The sequence below is a fragment of the Nonomuraea sp. NPDC049480 genome, from assembly GCF_044465905.1.
GTDB lineage: Bacteria > Actinomycetota > Actinomycetes > Streptosporangiales > Streptosporangiaceae > Nonomuraea.
The window spans coordinates 24,590-40,086 of record NZ_JBITMD010000034.1 but is presented as its reverse complement, the minus strand read 5'-3'; the positions used below and the strand labels follow the sequence as shown (position 1 = coordinate 40,086).

At 72.3% G+C, this 15,497-nt stretch carries 14 protein-coding genes; 6 read left to right on the top strand and 8 right to left on the bottom strand.

Annotated features, from left to right (window positions below; genetic code table 11):
- Positions 1–25: 25 nt before the first annotated feature.
- The 4 genes from ACIBX3_RS53220 to ACIBX3_RS53205 all read right to left on the bottom strand — a co-directional run bounded on the left by ACIBX3_RS53220 (position 26) and on the right by ACIBX3_RS53205 (position 3,481).
- Entirely contained in the window at positions 26–433 is a 408-nt protein-coding gene (locus ACIBX3_RS53220) for a cupin domain-containing protein (RefSeq protein ID WP_397128443.1), read from the bottom strand.
- 10 nt (positions 434–443) lie between these two features.
- Positions 444–1,265, bottom strand: coding sequence for a phosphoenolpyruvate hydrolase family protein (locus ACIBX3_RS53215; protein ID WP_397128442.1), 822 nt, complete (start codon positions 1,263–1,265; stop codon positions 444–446).
- Positions 1,262–2,497, bottom strand: a complete 1,236-nt coding sequence (locus ACIBX3_RS53210; protein ID WP_397128441.1) for a Tm-1-like ATP-binding domain-containing protein — start codon at positions 2,495–2,497, stop codon at positions 1,262–1,264. The genes ACIBX3_RS53215 and ACIBX3_RS53210 overlap by 4 nt, the downstream gene beginning before the upstream one ends.
- Positions 2,498–2,617: 120 nt before the next feature.
- On the bottom strand, positions 2,618–3,481 hold the full coding sequence (locus ACIBX3_RS53205) for a LuxR C-terminal-related transcriptional regulator (RefSeq protein WP_397128440.1): 864 nt from the start codon (positions 3,479–3,481) through the stop codon (positions 2,618–2,620).
- Positions 3,482–3,566: 85 nt separating this feature from the next.
- Between ACIBX3_RS53205 and ACIBX3_RS53200 the strand changes: the two genes are divergently transcribed.
- The gene (locus tag ACIBX3_RS53200; RefSeq protein ID WP_397128439.1) at positions 3,567–5,171 is read left to right on the top strand and encodes an AMP-binding protein; all 1,605 of its coding nucleotides are present in this window, start codon (positions 3,567–3,569) and stop codon (positions 5,169–5,171) included.
- 134 nt (positions 5,172–5,305) lie between these two features.
- Positions 5,306–5,503 (top strand): DUF5708 family protein, encoded by a 198-nt coding sequence (locus tag ACIBX3_RS53195; RefSeq protein WP_397128438.1) that lies wholly within the window; start codon positions 5,306–5,308, stop codon positions 5,501–5,503.
- Here ACIBX3_RS53195 and ACIBX3_RS53190 read toward each other — a convergent pair.
- The gene (locus ACIBX3_RS53190; RefSeq protein WP_397128437.1) at positions 5,500–6,351 is read right to left on the bottom strand and encodes a hypothetical protein; all 852 of its coding nucleotides are present in this window, start codon (positions 6,349–6,351) and stop codon (positions 5,500–5,502) included. The genes ACIBX3_RS53195 and ACIBX3_RS53190 overlap by 4 nt on opposite strands.
- 101 nt (positions 6,352–6,452) lie before the next feature.
- Here ACIBX3_RS53190 and ACIBX3_RS53185 point away from each other — a divergent pair, with 101 nt between their 5' ends.
- The 3 genes from ACIBX3_RS53185 to ACIBX3_RS53175 all read left to right on the top strand — a co-directional run bounded on the left by ACIBX3_RS53185 (position 6,453) and on the right by ACIBX3_RS53175 (position 9,794).
- On the top strand, positions 6,453–8,006 hold the full coding sequence (locus tag ACIBX3_RS53185; RefSeq protein WP_397128436.1) for an ABC transporter substrate-binding protein: 1,554 nt from the start codon (positions 6,453–6,455) through the stop codon (positions 8,004–8,006).
- A gap of 1 nt (position 8,007) precedes the next feature.
- Positions 8,008–8,922 carry an ABC transporter permease gene (locus tag ACIBX3_RS53180; protein WP_397128435.1) on the top strand — a complete coding sequence of 305 codons (915 nt, stop codon included), beginning with the start codon at positions 8,008–8,010 and terminating at the stop codon, positions 8,920–8,922.
- Positions 8,923–9,035: 113 nt separating this feature from the next.
- Positions 9,036–9,794 (top strand): ABC transporter permease, encoded by a 759-nt coding sequence (locus ACIBX3_RS53175; RefSeq protein ID WP_397128434.1) that lies wholly within the window; start codon positions 9,036–9,038, stop codon positions 9,792–9,794.
- Here ACIBX3_RS53175 and ACIBX3_RS53170 read toward each other — a convergent pair.
- Both ACIBX3_RS53170 and ACIBX3_RS53165 read right to left on the bottom strand, forming a co-directional pair.
- Positions 9,781–11,058, bottom strand: a complete 1,278-nt coding sequence (locus ACIBX3_RS53170) for a cytochrome P450 (RefSeq protein WP_397128433.1) — start codon at positions 11,056–11,058, stop codon at positions 9,781–9,783. The two genes, ACIBX3_RS53175 and ACIBX3_RS53170, sit on opposite strands and share 14 nt — an antisense overlap.
- A 1-nt stretch (position 11,059) precedes the next feature.
- The gene (locus ACIBX3_RS53165; RefSeq protein WP_397128432.1) at positions 11,060–11,698 is read right to left on the bottom strand and encodes a TetR family transcriptional regulator; all 639 of its coding nucleotides are present in this window, start codon (positions 11,696–11,698) and stop codon (positions 11,060–11,062) included.
- Between the two features lie 174 nt (positions 11,699–11,872).
- Between ACIBX3_RS53165 and ACIBX3_RS53160 the strand changes: the two genes are divergently transcribed.
- Positions 11,873–13,276: a TniB family NTP-binding protein gene (locus tag ACIBX3_RS53160; RefSeq protein ID WP_397128431.1), complete on the top strand. Its 1,404-nt coding sequence runs from the start codon at positions 11,873–11,875 to the stop codon at positions 13,274–13,276.
- Positions 13,277–13,315: 39 nt separating this feature from the next.
- Here the strand turns inward: ACIBX3_RS53160 and ACIBX3_RS53155 are convergent, their stop codons facing one another.
- Positions 13,316–15,496: a LuxR C-terminal-related transcriptional regulator gene (locus tag ACIBX3_RS53155; RefSeq protein ID WP_397128498.1), complete on the bottom strand. Its 2,181-nt coding sequence runs from the start codon at positions 15,494–15,496 to the stop codon at positions 13,316–13,318.
- Between the last annotated feature and the right edge of the window lies 1 nt (position 15,497).

Here is a 15,497-nt window from a genome sequence, read left to right as displayed (position 1 = left end):
GATCGACATCGCCGACGTCCCGGCGTCAGGCCTGGCGCCACTCCGCGACGGTCCCCGCCTCGTGCACCGTGAGGTCGGGGGCCGCCTCCAGCGCCTTCTCCTCTCCCCCGGGCGTGTACGTGACGATCAGCCGCAGCGGCCGCCAGGTCGTGTTGTACGTGGAGTGGTAGGCGCCCATCGGGATGTGCACGGTGTCACCCTCCCTGATCGTGAACTCCTGGCCGTCGTCCACCATCTGCCGCCCCTCCCCCGAGATCACGTAGATGATCTCCTCGGCGTTGGGATGGTTGTGGCGGGCGTGTCCCTTGCCGGGGTTGACGATGACCTCGCCCAGCGTGCTGGCCGCCCCCGGGATGGCCGACGGCGTGACGAACCATTTGATGAATCCCCAGTCGAAGGACATCGTGGGCACGGTGTCGGGGCTGACGTGCATGGCGCTCTCCTCAGAGACTGAGTGACTTGAAGGCTCGGACCTGCTCGGTGATGGCGCGCTCGGTCGGCAGCCGTTCGACGGACGAGGCGCCGAAGAAGCCGGCGACGCCCTTGGTGCGCGACAGGACGTAGGCGGCGTCCTCGGGCTCGGCGATCGGGCCGCCGTGGCAGAGCACGAGCACGTCGGGCCGTACGGCGGCGGCCGCGTCGCGCATCGCCTGGACGCGCTCGGCCGCCTCGTCCAGGGTCAGAGCCGTGCCGGCGCCGATGCTGCCCTTGGTGGTCAGCCCGACGTGCGGCACCAGCACGTCGGCACCGGCCTCGGTCATGGCCCGCGCCTGGTCCTCGTCGAAGACGTAGGGGGCGGTGACGAGATCACGCTCGCGGGCCAGCCGGATCATCTCGATCTCCAGGTCGTAGCCCATGCCGGTCTCCTCCAGGTTCTGCCGGAAGGTCCCGTCGTACAGGCCCACAGTCGGGAAGTTCTGCACGCCCGCGAACCCCATGGCCTTGAGCTGGTCGAGGAAGTACGGCATGACGCGGAACGGGTCGGTGCCGCACACCCCGGCGAGCACGGGCGTGTCGCGGACGACCGGCAGCACCTCGGCGGCCATCTCGACGACGATCTGGTTGGCGTCCCCGTACGGGAGCAGCCCGGCCAGCGAGCCGCGCCCGGCCATGCGGTAGCGGCCCGAGTTGTAGATGATGATCAGGTCGACGCCGCCGGCCTCAGCGCACTTGGCCGACAGGCCGGTGCCGGCGCCCGCGCCGACGATGGGCCGGCCGGCGGCGACCGTGGTGCGGAGCCTGTCGAGGACGTCCTGCCTGTTCACGAAGTACCTCCGGTGATCATGTCGTGGAGCCGGTCGGCCATGGCGCGGCCGAAGGCGGGGTCGTTGATGTGCAGGTCGAGGTCCTCCACGGCGACCGCGGAGCCGCGCAGGCCCTCTTCCATGGCCTCGAAGCAGGCGGCGTCGGCCTTCGGGTCGGCGAAGGCCGCGCCGGGCGCGTCCAGCGCGGAGACCCCCTGCCGGGGCACGAACAGGGCTGTGGGCCCGGCCGCGGCCCGCAGCTTGGCGGCCACCCGGCCGCCGAGCTCGCGCATCTCGCCGGGCGTGGTGCGCATCAGCGTGACGGTGGGGTTGTGGACGTACAGGAGCCGGTCGGCGAACGCGCCGGGCACGGTGTCGCGGGGCCCGAAGTTGACCATGTCGAGGGCGCCGGGCGCGACCACCTGCGGCACGCCGTGCGCCCCGGCCGCGGTGAGCCGCTCGGGGCCGGCCGACAGCACGCCGCCCACGAGGTCGTCGGCCAGTTCGGTGATGGTCAGGTCGAGCACCCCGGCCAGCATCCCGCCGGCCGCGAGCCCTTCGAGGGCGCGGCCGCCCGAGCCGGTCGCGTGGAAGACGAGCACCTCGTAGCCGAGCTCGGCCAGCCGCTCGCGGGCGGCGTCCACGGCCGGGGTGGTGACCCCGAACATCGACGCGCCGATCAGGGGGCGGTCCGGCCCGCCCGAGGTCTGCTCGGCCCTGGCGAGGTGGTACGCCCTGGCCATGCCGGCGGCCGCGGCGGCGGCGTTGCCAAGGATCGCCCGGGACACCCGGTTGATGCCCGCGATGTCGACCACGCTGTACATCAGCGTGACGTCCTTGGCCCCGACGTACGGCGACACGTCGCCGGCGGCCATGGTGGACACGATCAGCTTGGGCAGCCCGACGGGCAGGTCGCGCACGGCCCGGGCGGCGATCGACGAACCGCCGCTGCCGCCCAGCGCCAGGACGGCGTCCACGCGGCCGTCGGCGTTCAGCCCGGCCAGGACGGCCGCCGCGCCCTCGCCCATGGCGGTCACGGCGGCCCCGCGGTCGCCCCGCTCGCGGAGCGCCCGCACCTCGCTCCCGGCCGCCTCGGCGACCCGCTCGCTGGAGACGTCGACGAGGAAGTCGTGCTCGCCGACGCCGGCGTCGACCACGACCACGTCGCTGCCCAGCTCCACGAGCCGGTTGCGCAGCCACGCGTACTCCTCGCCCTTGGTGTCGAGAGTGCCGATCAGTACGACGGACGGCATGTCGTGTCACACCTCTCTGCTCAACGGACTTCTTCCGCCATGGTGAGCGGGTTGGCGGCGCTCGGGAACCCCGCGCGTACATACCTGCCCACCGATGGCCGGTGGCCGCCGGCCCGGGGCTCAGGGGAGGAAACCGGAGCGGCGCGCGGCGACGACGGTTTCCATGCGGGTGTGGGTGCCCAGCTTGCGCATGGCGTTGCGCAAATAGCTCTTGACCGTCTCGGGGCGGATGCCGAGGCGGGCGGCCGTCTCCGCGTTGCCGCAGCCCACGGCCACCAGCGCGAGGACGTCCAGCTCGCGCTGCGACAGCGGGTTCGGCATGACGCCAGAGACACTGCCGTCCGGGCGGGCCAGGCGGTCGCACACGTCCTGCAGGCGCTCACGGATCCCGGCGTCGGCGATCTCCCGGGTGATGACCCTGAGCTGGGCGTGGGCCTGGCGGACTGCCTCCCACTCCGCCGCGGCCGGGGTCTCGCGGGCGGCCCGGGTGATCGCCGCCGTCTCCAGCTCGGCCAGGCGGCGCTCGACCTCGCGGCGCACGGTCAGCTCGAAGCCCACCCTCGCGGCGACCTGCGTCATGGCGTCCACGACGCGGTCGCTGATGGACAAGGGCTCGCGGATGCCGCCGTACAGGACGCCGGACACCGTGCCGTCCACCGTGACGGGCACGGCGGCGATCGCGCGCAGCCCTTCCGCGATCACCGGTTTGTCGTACTCGTGGCTGATGCGGGGGTCGGCGGCGTAGTCGTCGACCGTGCCGGGCCGGGCCGTGGTGATCACGCGGCCGCCGAGGCCGTGGCCGGCGCTGACGGCGAGGCCGCGCAGCGCGCCGGTCAGGGTGCCGCTGAACGCGGTCAGCGTGACGCCGCGCCACCCGCTCCCCACCACGCCGCCGAACGCGACGGGCAGCCCGGTCGCCCGGCGCAGCCTTCCGACGGCGGTGGTGAGCGCCTCACGGTCGGCGGGCGCGTGCGGTGCGGCCATGGCACCAGCATGGACGCCGCCGGGGGCCGAGGGCCACCCCCGAACGGGGGTGGCGGCGGTCCCGCTCGCGGAGCATCCTGCATGCATGGCTGATGCACTGCTCTCGTACGCCTCCGGCGTGTCGGACGTCCCCCTGCTGGGCGAGACGATCGGGGAGAACTTCGAGCGCACCGTGGCGCGGTTCGGCGGGCACGAGGCGCTGGTGGACGTGGCGGCCGGGCGCCGCTGGACGTATGCCGAGCTGGACGCCGCCGTGAATGAGGTGGCGCTCGGCCTGCTGGCCCGCGGCATCGCCAAGGGCGACCGCGTGGGCATCTGGGCGCCCAACTGCGCCGAGTGGGTGCTCGTCCAGTACGCCACCGCCAAGATCGGCGCGATCCTGGTCAACGTCAACCCCGCCTACCGGGCCCACGAGTTGCGGTACGTGGTCGAGCAGTCGGGCATGCGGCTGCTGATCAGCGCCGTCACGCACAAGACCAGCGACTACCGGGCGATGATCGGCGAGATCGGGTTCGCGGACGCCGTCTTCATCGGCGAGCGCGGGTGGGGCGAGCTCGTCGAGAGCGGCCGTCGCGGCGATCCGGCGGCGCTGCGGGAGCGGGCGGCGGAGCTGACGTTCGACGACCCGATCAACATCCAGTACACGTCGGGCACCACCGGCTTCCCCAAAGGTGCCACGCTGTCGCACCACAACATCCTCAACAACGGCTACTTCGTCGGCGAGCTGCTCGGCTACACCGAAGCCGATCGAGTGTGCCTGCCGGTGCCGCTCTACCACTGCTTCGGCATGGTCATGGGCAATCTCGGCGCGACCTCGCACGGTTCCTGCGTCGTGCTGCCCGCGCCGGGCTTCGACCCGGAGGCGACGCTGCGGGCCGTGCAGGAGGAGCGGTGCACGTCGCTGTACGGGGTGCCGACGATGTTCATCGCCGAACTCGCCATGTCCGCGCAGTTCGACCTGTCCTCCCTGCGCACCGGCATCATGGCCGGCTCCCCCTGCCCCGTCGAGGTCATGAAGCGCGTCGTGGGCGAGATGAACATGACCGAGGTCGCCATCTGTTACGGCATGACCGAGACGTCCCCCGTGTCCACGATGACCCGCGGGGACGACGGCCTCGTCCGCCGCACCGAGACGGTGGGCCGGGTCATGCCGCACATCGAGGTGAAGATCGTCCACCCGGAGACCCGGCTGACCGTCCCTCGCGGCGAGCCCGGCGAGCTGTGCACCCGCGGCTACTCGGTCATGCTCGGCTACTGGAGCCGGCCGGAGGCCACGGCCGAGGCCATCGACGCGGCGCGCTGGATGCACACCGGCGACCTGGCCGTCATGGACGGCGACGGCTACGTCACCATCGTCGGCCGCATCAAGGACATGGTGATCCGCGGCGGCGAGAACATCTACCCGCGCGAGATCGAGGAGTTCCTGTACGGCCACCCCGACATCCGCGACGTGCAGGTGATCGGCGTGCCGGACGAGAAGTACGGCGAGGAGCTCATGGCCTGGATCGTCATGCGGCCGGGCGCCGAGCCGCTGACGGCCGAGCAGGTCAGGGAGTTCTGCGCCGGGCGGCTGGCCCACTACAAGATCCCCCGGTACGTGCACGTGGTGGACTCCTTCCCGATGACCGTCACCGGGAAGATCCGCAAGGTGGAGATGCGTGAGCAGGCCGCCCGCCTGCTCGGCAGGTAGATCGAAGGATGTACGCCCATCTCCTTCCTCAATCGAAGGATGTATGCCCGTCTCCTTCCTCAATCGAAGGATGTACGCCGATCTCCTCAGCGGGCAGGAGGCCTGACGGCCTCGGCCTTCACTAGCGTTCCCTCATGACCTCCGCCCGCAGGACGCTCCTCATCGGCCTGGCCACCTTCGTCGTGGGCCTGGCGCTCTGGCTGTCCGGACTCGACACGCAGATCTTCATCTTCACGCCGTCGAAGGCCGGCGTGGTGCTGATGGTCGTCGGCGGCCTGGAGGCGTTGTACGGGGTTTACAAGGCCGTGCGGGGCGAGGCCCCGAGGAATTAGGCGTCGTCCAGCGCGGCCAGCTCCGCCGCCGTGACCGGGCGGAACCTGCCGGTGAGGGCGATGAGCTCGTTCTCCGGCATCGCCTCGCTCGCCAGCTGCACGAGCGCCCCCTCGCCCAGCGCGAACACCCGCGTGCAGATCTCCTCCTCGCGCACCCAGACGTAGTTCGAGACCTTCCGGCACGTGCCGGAGGTGCCCATCATGCCGGTGACCTCCGGCACGGGCTCCCGGCACGCCGCTTCCACAGTGGTCGCCGCCGTCGGCCGCATGACGTACATCTCCAGCTCCGAGCCGTCGGAGTGGCGCTCGTAGACCAGCTCGATCGACGGCTGCTCCTCCGCGTACCGGTACCGCTCGGAGAGCGTCGTGAGCTCGTGGCCGGGAACGGTGGCCGCGATGAGCGGGATGCCGGAGGCGCCCAGCCGGCGCGCCTGCGCGGTCTCGTCCATCGCGCCCTGGTGGGCGCCCACGCCCATGAACGCGACGGCGACCGCCCCGGCCACGGCGGTCCGGATCGCCGTGGCCCCCGGGCCCACGAGTGCGGCGGCGACGAGGTTGCCGCTCGCCCCGACCATCATGAAGAGCGCGCTGCCCTGCCAGACGCCGAGGTCCATGACCTCGGCCGGGCTCAGGTGCCAGAAACCGGCGAGCAGGAGGACGATGTTGACGAACGGCGCCACGACCGCCACCCCGCCCCAGCGCGGCACCCCCATCGCCCAGTTCAGGACGAGGCCCGCCAGGAAGGGCGCGAAGAACATCCAGCCGTCATCGGGGTCGTGGAGCTGAAGGAACGTCTCCACCAGACCGACGACGGCGCCTGCCACCACGGCTCGGGCTAAGACATGCATGTGCGGATTGTCGCAAATGGATGCCGCGCTTTCCATCGCTTTCCAGCAACGATGAAAACCATTATCGTTGCGCGGGTTGAGTGGGACGAAGGGAGACAAGGGTGCGGGGACGAGCCGCGGTCGTGGCGCTGGCCGTGCTGTCAGCGGGGGTCCTGGCGGGGTGCGGCGGGTCGCCCGAGGCCACGGAGGACGCCGGGCTGCTCACGCTGGCGGCGCCCCGTGACCTGGTCGCGGGGGCGCAGGATCCGTACTTCACGCATCAGACGCTGCGTGTCTGGGAGCCGCTGGTGACGGTGGACGACCGGCTGCGGCCGGTTCCGGCGCTGGCCACCGGCTGGGAGAGCGCGGACGGCGGGCGGCGGTGGACGTTCACGCTGCGTGAGGGCGTGCGCTTCAGCGACGGGACGGCGCTGACCGCGGAGGCGGTGGTGGCCAACGTCCAGCGGTTCGTGCGGATCGCGCCCCGGCAGTCGGCGTTCTTCAGCCTCGACGCCGGGATGGAGGTGGCCTACGGGAAGCTCGGCGAGGTGCGGGCGGACGGCGCGAACCGGGTGACGTTCGTGCTGCGCGAGCCCGTGGCGGATCTGCCGGGGCGGCTGGCCGGGTTCTACAGCATGGTCCAGTCCCCGAAGGCGTTCACGGCCTCGGGCGACTTCGCCGGGAACCCGGTGGGCACCGGGCCGTACACGCTGGCGCGGTGGGTCAAGGGGCAGCAGGCCGAGCTGGCGGCCAACCCGCACTACCACGGTGCGGCGCCGGAGTACAAGAAGATCGTGGTCAAGGTGATCCCGGACGCCAACGCGCGGGTCGCGGCGCTGCGCGCGGGCGAGGTGGACGGGCTGATCGACAAGGGGGCGCTGCTGTCCGGGCAGGTCGCGGCCGTCGCCGCGGACAGCCGGTTCCGGGTGGTGCGCAGCCCTTCCGTGCTGACGCACTATCTCACCTTCAACGGCTCACGGAGGCCGTTCTCCGACCCGCGGCTGCGGGAGGCGGCGGAGCTGGCCGTCGACCGCGCGATGGTCGCGGGCAAGCTGCTCGCGGGGACGGCCGCGCCCGGCGCCGGGTTCCTGTCGCCCGTGTTCGGCGAACTGGCCGATCCCGGCCTCGCGGCCGCGTACGGTCCGGCGAAGGCGCGGGCGCTGGTGAGCGCGGCGGGGCGGCCGGCGGCGCCGGTCACGATCCTGATCTCGTCGGCCGAGACCGGGCAGTTCCCCTACGCCGACGTCGCCGAGGTGTTGCGGGCCGCGTTCGAGCAGGTGGGGCTGCCCGCGAAGGTGACCGTGGCGGAGGCGACGAAGGCCGTGATGGAGGCCGGTGACTACGACGTCTTCCTCAGCGCGTACAGCGTGCCGAACGGGGACGCCGACTACCTGTTCCGCCGGTTCCTGCGCTCCGACGCCGCCTGGAACGTCGAGCGCAGGCTGGGTTACCGCAGCGAGGAGTTCGACCGGCTCGTCGACCAGGCGGCGGCGGAGACCGACACGGGCCGTCGGCGGGAGCTGTACCGGCGCGTCCAGCGGGTGCTCGCGGCCGACCGGCCGATGATCGCGCTGGCCTACCAGGACAATCCCGTCGTGACGACCGCCCAGGTCGGCGGGGTGGTGCAGAATGCGGCGTATGTCGTGGATCTCGGCAAGCTGACGCCGTCGGGCTGAGGTGGCATTCCTCGCGCGGCGCGCCGCGGAGACGCTGCTCGTCCTGCTGCTGCTGTCGGTGCTGGTCTTCCTGCTGACCTCGCTGGCGCCGGGTGATCCGGCCGAGGAGATCCTGCGCCGGGGCGGGATCCAGCCGTCGGCGGCCGACGTCGCCGCCCTGCGCGCCGAGCTGGGGCTCGACCAGCCGTTGCCGGTCAGGTATGTGCGGTGGGTGGCGGACGTGGCGCGGGGCGATCTGGGGCGTTCCTATGTGGATCGGTCTCCGGTGGGCGCCGAGATCGCCGCGCGCGTGCCGGCGACGCTGCGGCTGGCCGGCACGGCGGCGCTCGTCGCGATCGGGCTGGCGCTGGCGGCCGCGCTCCGGCCGCGGGGTCTGGGCGGGCGTGCGATCACGGCCGTGACGGTGGCGGTCGCGAGCGTGCCGCCGTACATCGTCGGGATTCTGCTGATCAGCGTGGTCGCGGTGGGCCTGCGCGCCCTGCCGACCGGCGGTGACGCCGGTCCCGGAGCCGTGGTGCTGCCCGCGCTGACCCTCGGGCTGGCGGGCGCCGCCACGCTGGCCCGGCTGCTGCGGGCCGACCTGGCCGGGGCGCTGGCGCTGCCCTTCGTCCGGCTGGCCGCGGCGAAAGGGCTGAGCGCGCGGCGTGCCGTGACGGTGCACGCGCTGCGGGTGGCCGCGCCGAACGCGATCGCGGCGGCGGCCGCGGTGCTCGCCGACCTGGTGGCCGGGGCCGTGGTGGTGGAGACGCTGTTCGCCTGGCCCGGGGTGGGGCAGCTGGCGATCTCGGCGATCAGACAGCGGGATCTGCCGGTGGTGCAGGCGTACGTGCTGGTCGTCGGGGTGGCGACGGTGCTGCTGCTGGCGCTGGCGGACCTGTGCCTGGCGGCGGCCGACCCGCGGGTGCGCCGGCCGTGAGGGGCCGCGCCGTGGGCGGTCGCCGGTCCGCGGGAGGACAGGCCCCGGGAGGACAGGCCCCGGGAGGACAGGCCCCGGGAGGACAGGCCCCGGGAGGACGGGCAGGGGTCGCGTTGCTGGCCGGGGTCGTGGTGTTCTGCGGGCTGACGCCGCTGGTGTCGCCGCATGACCCGTACCTGCCGGATCCCGCGCTCGCCCTGCTGCCGCCCGGCGGACGGCACTGGCTGGGCACCGACCAGCTCGGCCGGGACCTGCTCACCAGGACGGCGGCGGCGGGCGCGGTGTCCCTGCTGATCGCGCTCGCCGTCACGGCGCTCACCACGGCGTCAGGAACGGTGGCCGGCGCCGTGGCCGGGCTGGCCGGCGGGGTGCCGGAGCGGCTGCTGCGACACGCGTCCGCGGTGGCGCTCGCGCTGCCCGGGCTCACCTTCGCCCTCGCGCTGGCGGGGGTCCTGCCGCCGGGGCCCGGCGCGGTGGTGGCCGCGCTCGTCCCGTTCGGATGGGTGAACTGCGGCCTCGTCGCGCACACGGCGACCCGGCGCGTGGCCACGTCGGACTTCGTGCTCGCCGCCCGGGCCATCGGCGCGTCGCCGTCCTACCTGCTGCGCCGCGTCATCGGCCCGCACGTCGCCGGGCCGGTGCTCACGGTCGCCACCGCCGACTTCGGCCGCACGCTGATCGCGGTCACCTCGCTGAGCTTCCTCGGCATCGGCTTGCCCCCGCCGGCGACCGACTGGGGCGGCATGGTGAGCGAGGCCGTGCCGCTGCTGGTCGCCGCGCCCCGCCTGGCGATCGTGCCCGCCGTCGCCCTGGCCGTCACCGGCGTGGCCGTCGCTCTCGTGGCCGACGCCCGCAGGCTCAGGCCCGGGTGACGCGGATCGGGAGCGTGCGCGGGCCGCGTACCTGGCCGGGCGCCCAGGTCACCGCCGACGGGTCGTCGAGGGTGAAGGCCGGGACGCGCTCCAGCCACACCTCCAGCGCCACCCGCAGCTCCATCCGCGCCAGATGCGAGCCCACGCAGCGGTGAATGCCCAGGCCGAACGCCACATGCCGGTTGACCTCACGGTCGATGACCACCTCGCCCGCCCGCTCGAACTGCGCCGGGTCGCGGTTGGCCGCCGGGAACGACAACAACACCCAGTCGTCGGCCTTCATGTCGATCCCGCGCCAGTGCATGTCCTCCTTGACCAGCCGCGCCATCGTCACCGGCGCGTACACCCTCAGGAACTCCTCCATCGCCGTCGGCAGCAACTCCGGCTCGGCCACCAGGCGCTCCCGGTCCGCCGGGGTCTTGGCCAGGTGCCACAGCGACGCGCCGATCGCGCTCCAGGTGGTGTCGATCCCGGCGATGAGCAGCAGCGCCATCGTGCCCGCCACGTGGGACGGGTCCAGCTTCCGGCCGTACAGCTCCGCGTTGATCAGGTAGGACGTGAGGTCGTCACGCGGATTGTCGACATGATCGCGGATCTGGGCCAGCAGGTAGTCGAACAGCCGCCCCATCCGCTCCATGCGCTCCTCCGGCGGCAGGTTGACGCCTTCGAGCGCGTTCTCGATGAACTCCCTGAACCGCGGCCCGTCCTCCGGCGAGAAGCCCAGCATGTCGGCGATCACCCGCACCGGGATGTGCTGGGCGTAGTCGCGGGCGGCGTCGACGACCTCCTGCCCCTCCATCCCGTCGATGAGCGTGTGGCAGAACGCCCGGGTGGCCTCCTCCCGCCGGGCCACCGCGGTCTTGGTGAACGCCGGCAGCAGCAGTTTGCGCGCGTCGTGGTGGAACGGCGGGTCGGACGAGATCGGCGGCGAGCCGCCCATCGGCGCCAGCTCGCGCGGCGGCCGGAAGTTGCTCATGATGATCGACCGCGAGGAGAAGTGCTCGGTGTCGTACGCGATCGCCGCGACGTCCTCGTACCGCGTGGGCAGCCAGCCGCCGCCGAACCGCCCGGTGTGCGCGATCGGGCAGCGCTGCCGCAGGTCGTCCTGAATGGGGTACGGATCCGCCACCCACTCGGGCTCGTGATGGGAGAAGTCGGTCGCCCAGTCCGAGACCGGCCCGGTGATGATCTCGTTGCGCGTGCCGAGGGGCACGTCCCCGGGCGATTCCCTGTAGTCCTGGATGAAGCGGTCGTCCACGGTCATCTCACGGCTCCTCGAAGTCTCCGGCACTGGGGGCTGGGGCACTGGGGGCACTGGGGGCTGGGGCGAGTGCGGTCACGATCCGGGCGAGCAGCGTGGCCCACTGCTCCTCGTCGACGGCGTGCAGGTCCGGCGTGACGAGCGCGCTGCCCATCGCGAGCAGGAGGCAGAAGTGCGCGAGGGCGTCCGGCGACAGCGCGGGGTCGAGCTCGCCGCCCGACTGCGCGACGCGTACGAGCCCCGCGATCGAGTCGGCGCGCTCGCCCACGTAGTCGCGCATCGGCCCGGCGACGTCCGCGTCGCGGCGGGAGGCGACGAGCGCCTCCACGATGAGATAGCCCTGCGGGTCGCAGCGGCGGGGCAGCCGGCGGCCGATCACCAGCAGCAGCTCCGTGACCGACCGGTCCGGTTCGGCGGCGAACAGGTCGGCCAGCAGCCGCCGCCCGTGGGCCTGCAGCGCGGCCACGAGCAGGTCGGCCTTCGAGCCGAAGTGCGCGTACAACGCGCCGTTGCTCACGCCCGCGGCCGTGGCGATGTCGGCCACGCGCGTGCCGTCGTACCCGCTCCGGGCGAAGACGTCGGCCGCCGCGCGCAGCAGCCGCGCGCGTGTCTCGGCGGCGGTCACACCGGCGATACGCCCCATATGTGAATTAAAAGTACGTTCATTTTATTCGTCAAGCCCCAGCTCCCTTGTGTCCGGCTGTCTGGCGGCCTTGGAGATGACAGTCCGTCACAGCAACTGGAATCGGACATGGAAGCGCGCCATCGAAGTTGACAGTAGCGACGTGTACGGCAGGAGGTTTGGCCCGGGAGACGAGTGACCGATGAGCAGCCGGCCCGGCCCATGCTGGCGGCGCTGAAGCCGGAGCTGACGCAGGGTCGATACAGCCAGGACGCCACCTTCCACAGCGCGATCATCAACGGGCCCGGGCACTGCGGCAAGACGTCGCTGCTCAAGCTGATCGGCAAGGAGTGCGAGCTGGACTGGCGTCGCCGCCACCCCGACCTGGCTCCCGACCCCGGAGTGTCACCGGCCGACTTTCGCGGGGACTTTCTCGGTGATCGGGTGCCGGTGATCTATGTCAGCGCCAGCACCGGCGCGACCGCTGGCATGCTGTCGCAGGCCATCGGCAAGTTCCTGCACGTTGCGAACCCCGGCCGCACGGCGACGAAGTGGACCCTCACCGATCCTGTGCTGGATGCGATCGAGGCCTGCGGCACCGAGCTGCTGCTCTTGGACGACCTGCACATGCTGGACAAGATCCGCGACGGCGGCCAGGAGACCAACGACCACATCAAGAACCTGGCCAACCACGCCGCGGTCACCATCGTCGGCGCCGGAATCCTGCTGGAGCAGGGCAACCTGTTCACCGACGGCGCCCCGCCCCGCACCCGACCGGGCAAGGCAGGCAGCGCTACGCAGGGACAGGAGCGCGGGCGGGCCGGCCAGTTCGGTTCCCGCTTCGCCGACCTGCAGCATCTGGCCCCGTTTCCGATCGCTACCCGCGAGCAGCAGCGCACCTGGATGTCGCTGGTGCGACATTTCGAGGGCAACCTGATCCTGCTCGATCACCCACCCGGCGATCTGACCCTGCACCACTGGCGCTACCTGCACGAACACACCTCCGGCTACATCGGCGCGCTGGCCATGCTGTTCAAAGAGGCCGCTCACACGGCGATGGACACCGGCGTCGAAGCGCTGACCCGCTACGTCCTCGACAGCGTGGTGCTCGGCCACGACGACGAGGTCGACTACGCCAAGACCCAAAGCCCGCCGCCAGAGCGCTGCCCGGCGCCGCACCAAGAAGGCCCCGCCCGCCTCTGGCCAGGGTGCGAGCACCGGATGATCCGGCATCACCTCGAACTCGAGGAACGGCAACCGGACCGGCCGCCGCCGCGCCGGCTCGCCCTGGTGCCGCCACCGGCCGACGGCGAGACCTTCCACTCCTGGTTCTTCCGCCTGGTCGAAGCGCAGCACAGCCACCGCGACACCGTCGCGTCCCTGCTCGGCCTGCCTCCCTACACCCCGCAGCGCTACACCCTCGGCGAGGACTTCCTCACCATCTACGACGGCGAGTACGTCTTCGAGAACCTGCGCCCGAGCACCCCGACCGAACCTGAGCGAGCGCCTCCGTCTCGTCGCGGCTCGTTCTTCGCACTATCGCGCGGCCGGGAGCTCACCGCACGGCTTTTCGCCGTCAGGGTCAGGCTGCGGCCGTGAGCAGCGGGGAGAAGCTTGATCGAGCGGAGGGGTGACGGTCTACAGCAAGTGCAGGTCGCGTGCGGCCTGGACGGCGGCTGTGCGGTCGCCGACGCCGAGCTTGCGGTAGATCGCCCGGCAATGGGTCTTCACGGTGTTGAGCGTCACGTACAGCTCCGACGCGATGTCGCGCTGCGACAGGTTCGCCGGCAGATACCGCAGCACGGCCAGCTCCCGCTCGGTCAGTTGCTCGGCGAGCACGGCCACGCGACCGGCCCGCGCCTCGGCGACGCCATGGCGGGATTGCGTACGTGCCAGGTAGCGACCGGCGATGCCGGGGTCGGGGCAGCGGGCGAAGACGGCCCGGGCCTCGGCCAGGAGCGGCTCTCCGGCCGGATCCCCCAAGCCGATGAGCGTGTCGCCGCAGGCCGTCAGGACGAAGCCCAGGGCAAGATCGGTGGAGGCCCGTCTGGCCAGGCTCAGTGCGTGCGTCGCGTCCGCGTGAGCGCGCGCCGGGTCTTCGCCGGTTCTGGCTCGGATCGCGTACGCGGGCGCGATTCCGTGATAGGAGGCCAGCCCGAACCGCCGCGCCGTGTCCACCGCCGTGCACGCGGCGCTCTGAGCGCTCGCCGCGTGGCCGTCGTCGAACTCCACCACGGCCAGGTACACCAGGGCCAGGACCTGCGCCGTCCTGATCTCGTCGGCGGCGGCCATCTCGGCCGCGAGCCGCAGGGCCCGCCTGGCTTCGCCGGCCTGCCCCGCCCAGGCGTAGGCCGCGCCGACCGCGGTCGTGAGATCGCTTGAGTACGCCATCAGGGACGCGCTCACCTGCCGGGCGGTGCCGAGCGCGGCGGCGACGTCACCCCGGGCGAGCTGGATGTTCACGCGCAGCGAGATCGACGGGGTCTGGTCGAAGCCCTCGGGCGCCGCGTCGAGCATGATGCCGAGCCACTCCTCGGCGCGCGCGTAACGACCGCTGATGTATTCGCACCAGCCGTACATCAGAGCGCACCACGTCAGGGTCTTCGCCACCTCGCCGAGCCGGTCGAGCAACCCCCGCAGGGTCTCCGTCTGGCCGCCGGCGATCAGCCGCGGTCCGTGCACGAGCAGCAGCCGGCCGGCCTTGTGGAGGTCACCGCAGGCGAGCCGATGGACGATCGCCTGACCGTGATCGCCCTGGGCTTCGAACCACGCCGCGGCGCGGGCGTGGAGGCCGGGGACGCGCTCAGGGAAGGCCTGGTGCGCTTCGAGCCGCAGCAGATCACGAAAGAGGTGGTGGTAGCGGAACCAGGTGCGGGTGCGGTCGAGACCGATCAGGAGCTGGTTGGCGCTCGCGGTGTCGTTGAGCCAGGCCGCCCCCCCGGACGCGCCGGTGACGGCATCGACGAGGGCGCCGTTGAACTGGTCGAGTATCGACGTCTCCAGCAGGCGCCGCCGATCGTCGGCGCCGACCGTGGCCAGGAACTCGTCGCGGAGATAGTCGACCACGAACTGATCGTCGCCCCGGAACGCTTCGATGAACCCGCCGGGGTCGGCGGCCCGTTCGAGCGACAGGCCCGCGAGCACGAGTCCGGCGGCCCAGCCCTCGGTCCGGCCACAGAGCTGATCGAGAAGAGCCCGGTCGAGCGCGGGCGAGCCGAGCAGACCGGCTGCCTCGTCGGCGTCGAAACGTAAGTCGGCGCCCCGGACCTCCGCCAGCTGATCGCGTACGCGTAGCCGGCCGAGCCGGAAGGGCGGGTCGATCCGGGTGGACAGCACGATGGTGACCTGGTGCGGGCAGAGCTCGATGAGGCGTTCCACACCGCGCTGCACGCCGGCGTTGTCGATCAGGTGGTAGTCGTCGATGACGACGACGAGCGGGCCGGCGACGGCGGCGAGCTGGTTCACCAGAGCGGTCACGACCACGAACTCGTCGCCGTTCGAGCCGACCACGATCGCCTTCAGGTCGTTCGCGGCGATCGGGTGCGCCTGCCCGATGGCTTCGGCCAGATAGGACCAGAACCTGACCGGGTCGGAGTCGCTCTCCTCCACCTGCAGCCACGCGACGGCTTCTGGCCGGCCGGCCAGCCACGACGCCAGCAGGGTCGACTTGCCCGAGCCTGCCGGGGCGCTCACCAGGACCAGGCGGGCCTGGCCGCCGACGCCGCGGTCGAGGAGGTCGTCGAGCCTGGAGCGGCGGACGAGCTGACCGGGCGGCGGGGGCGGGCGCAGCTTGGTGGCCGCCAGGTTCGTCTCCCCCATC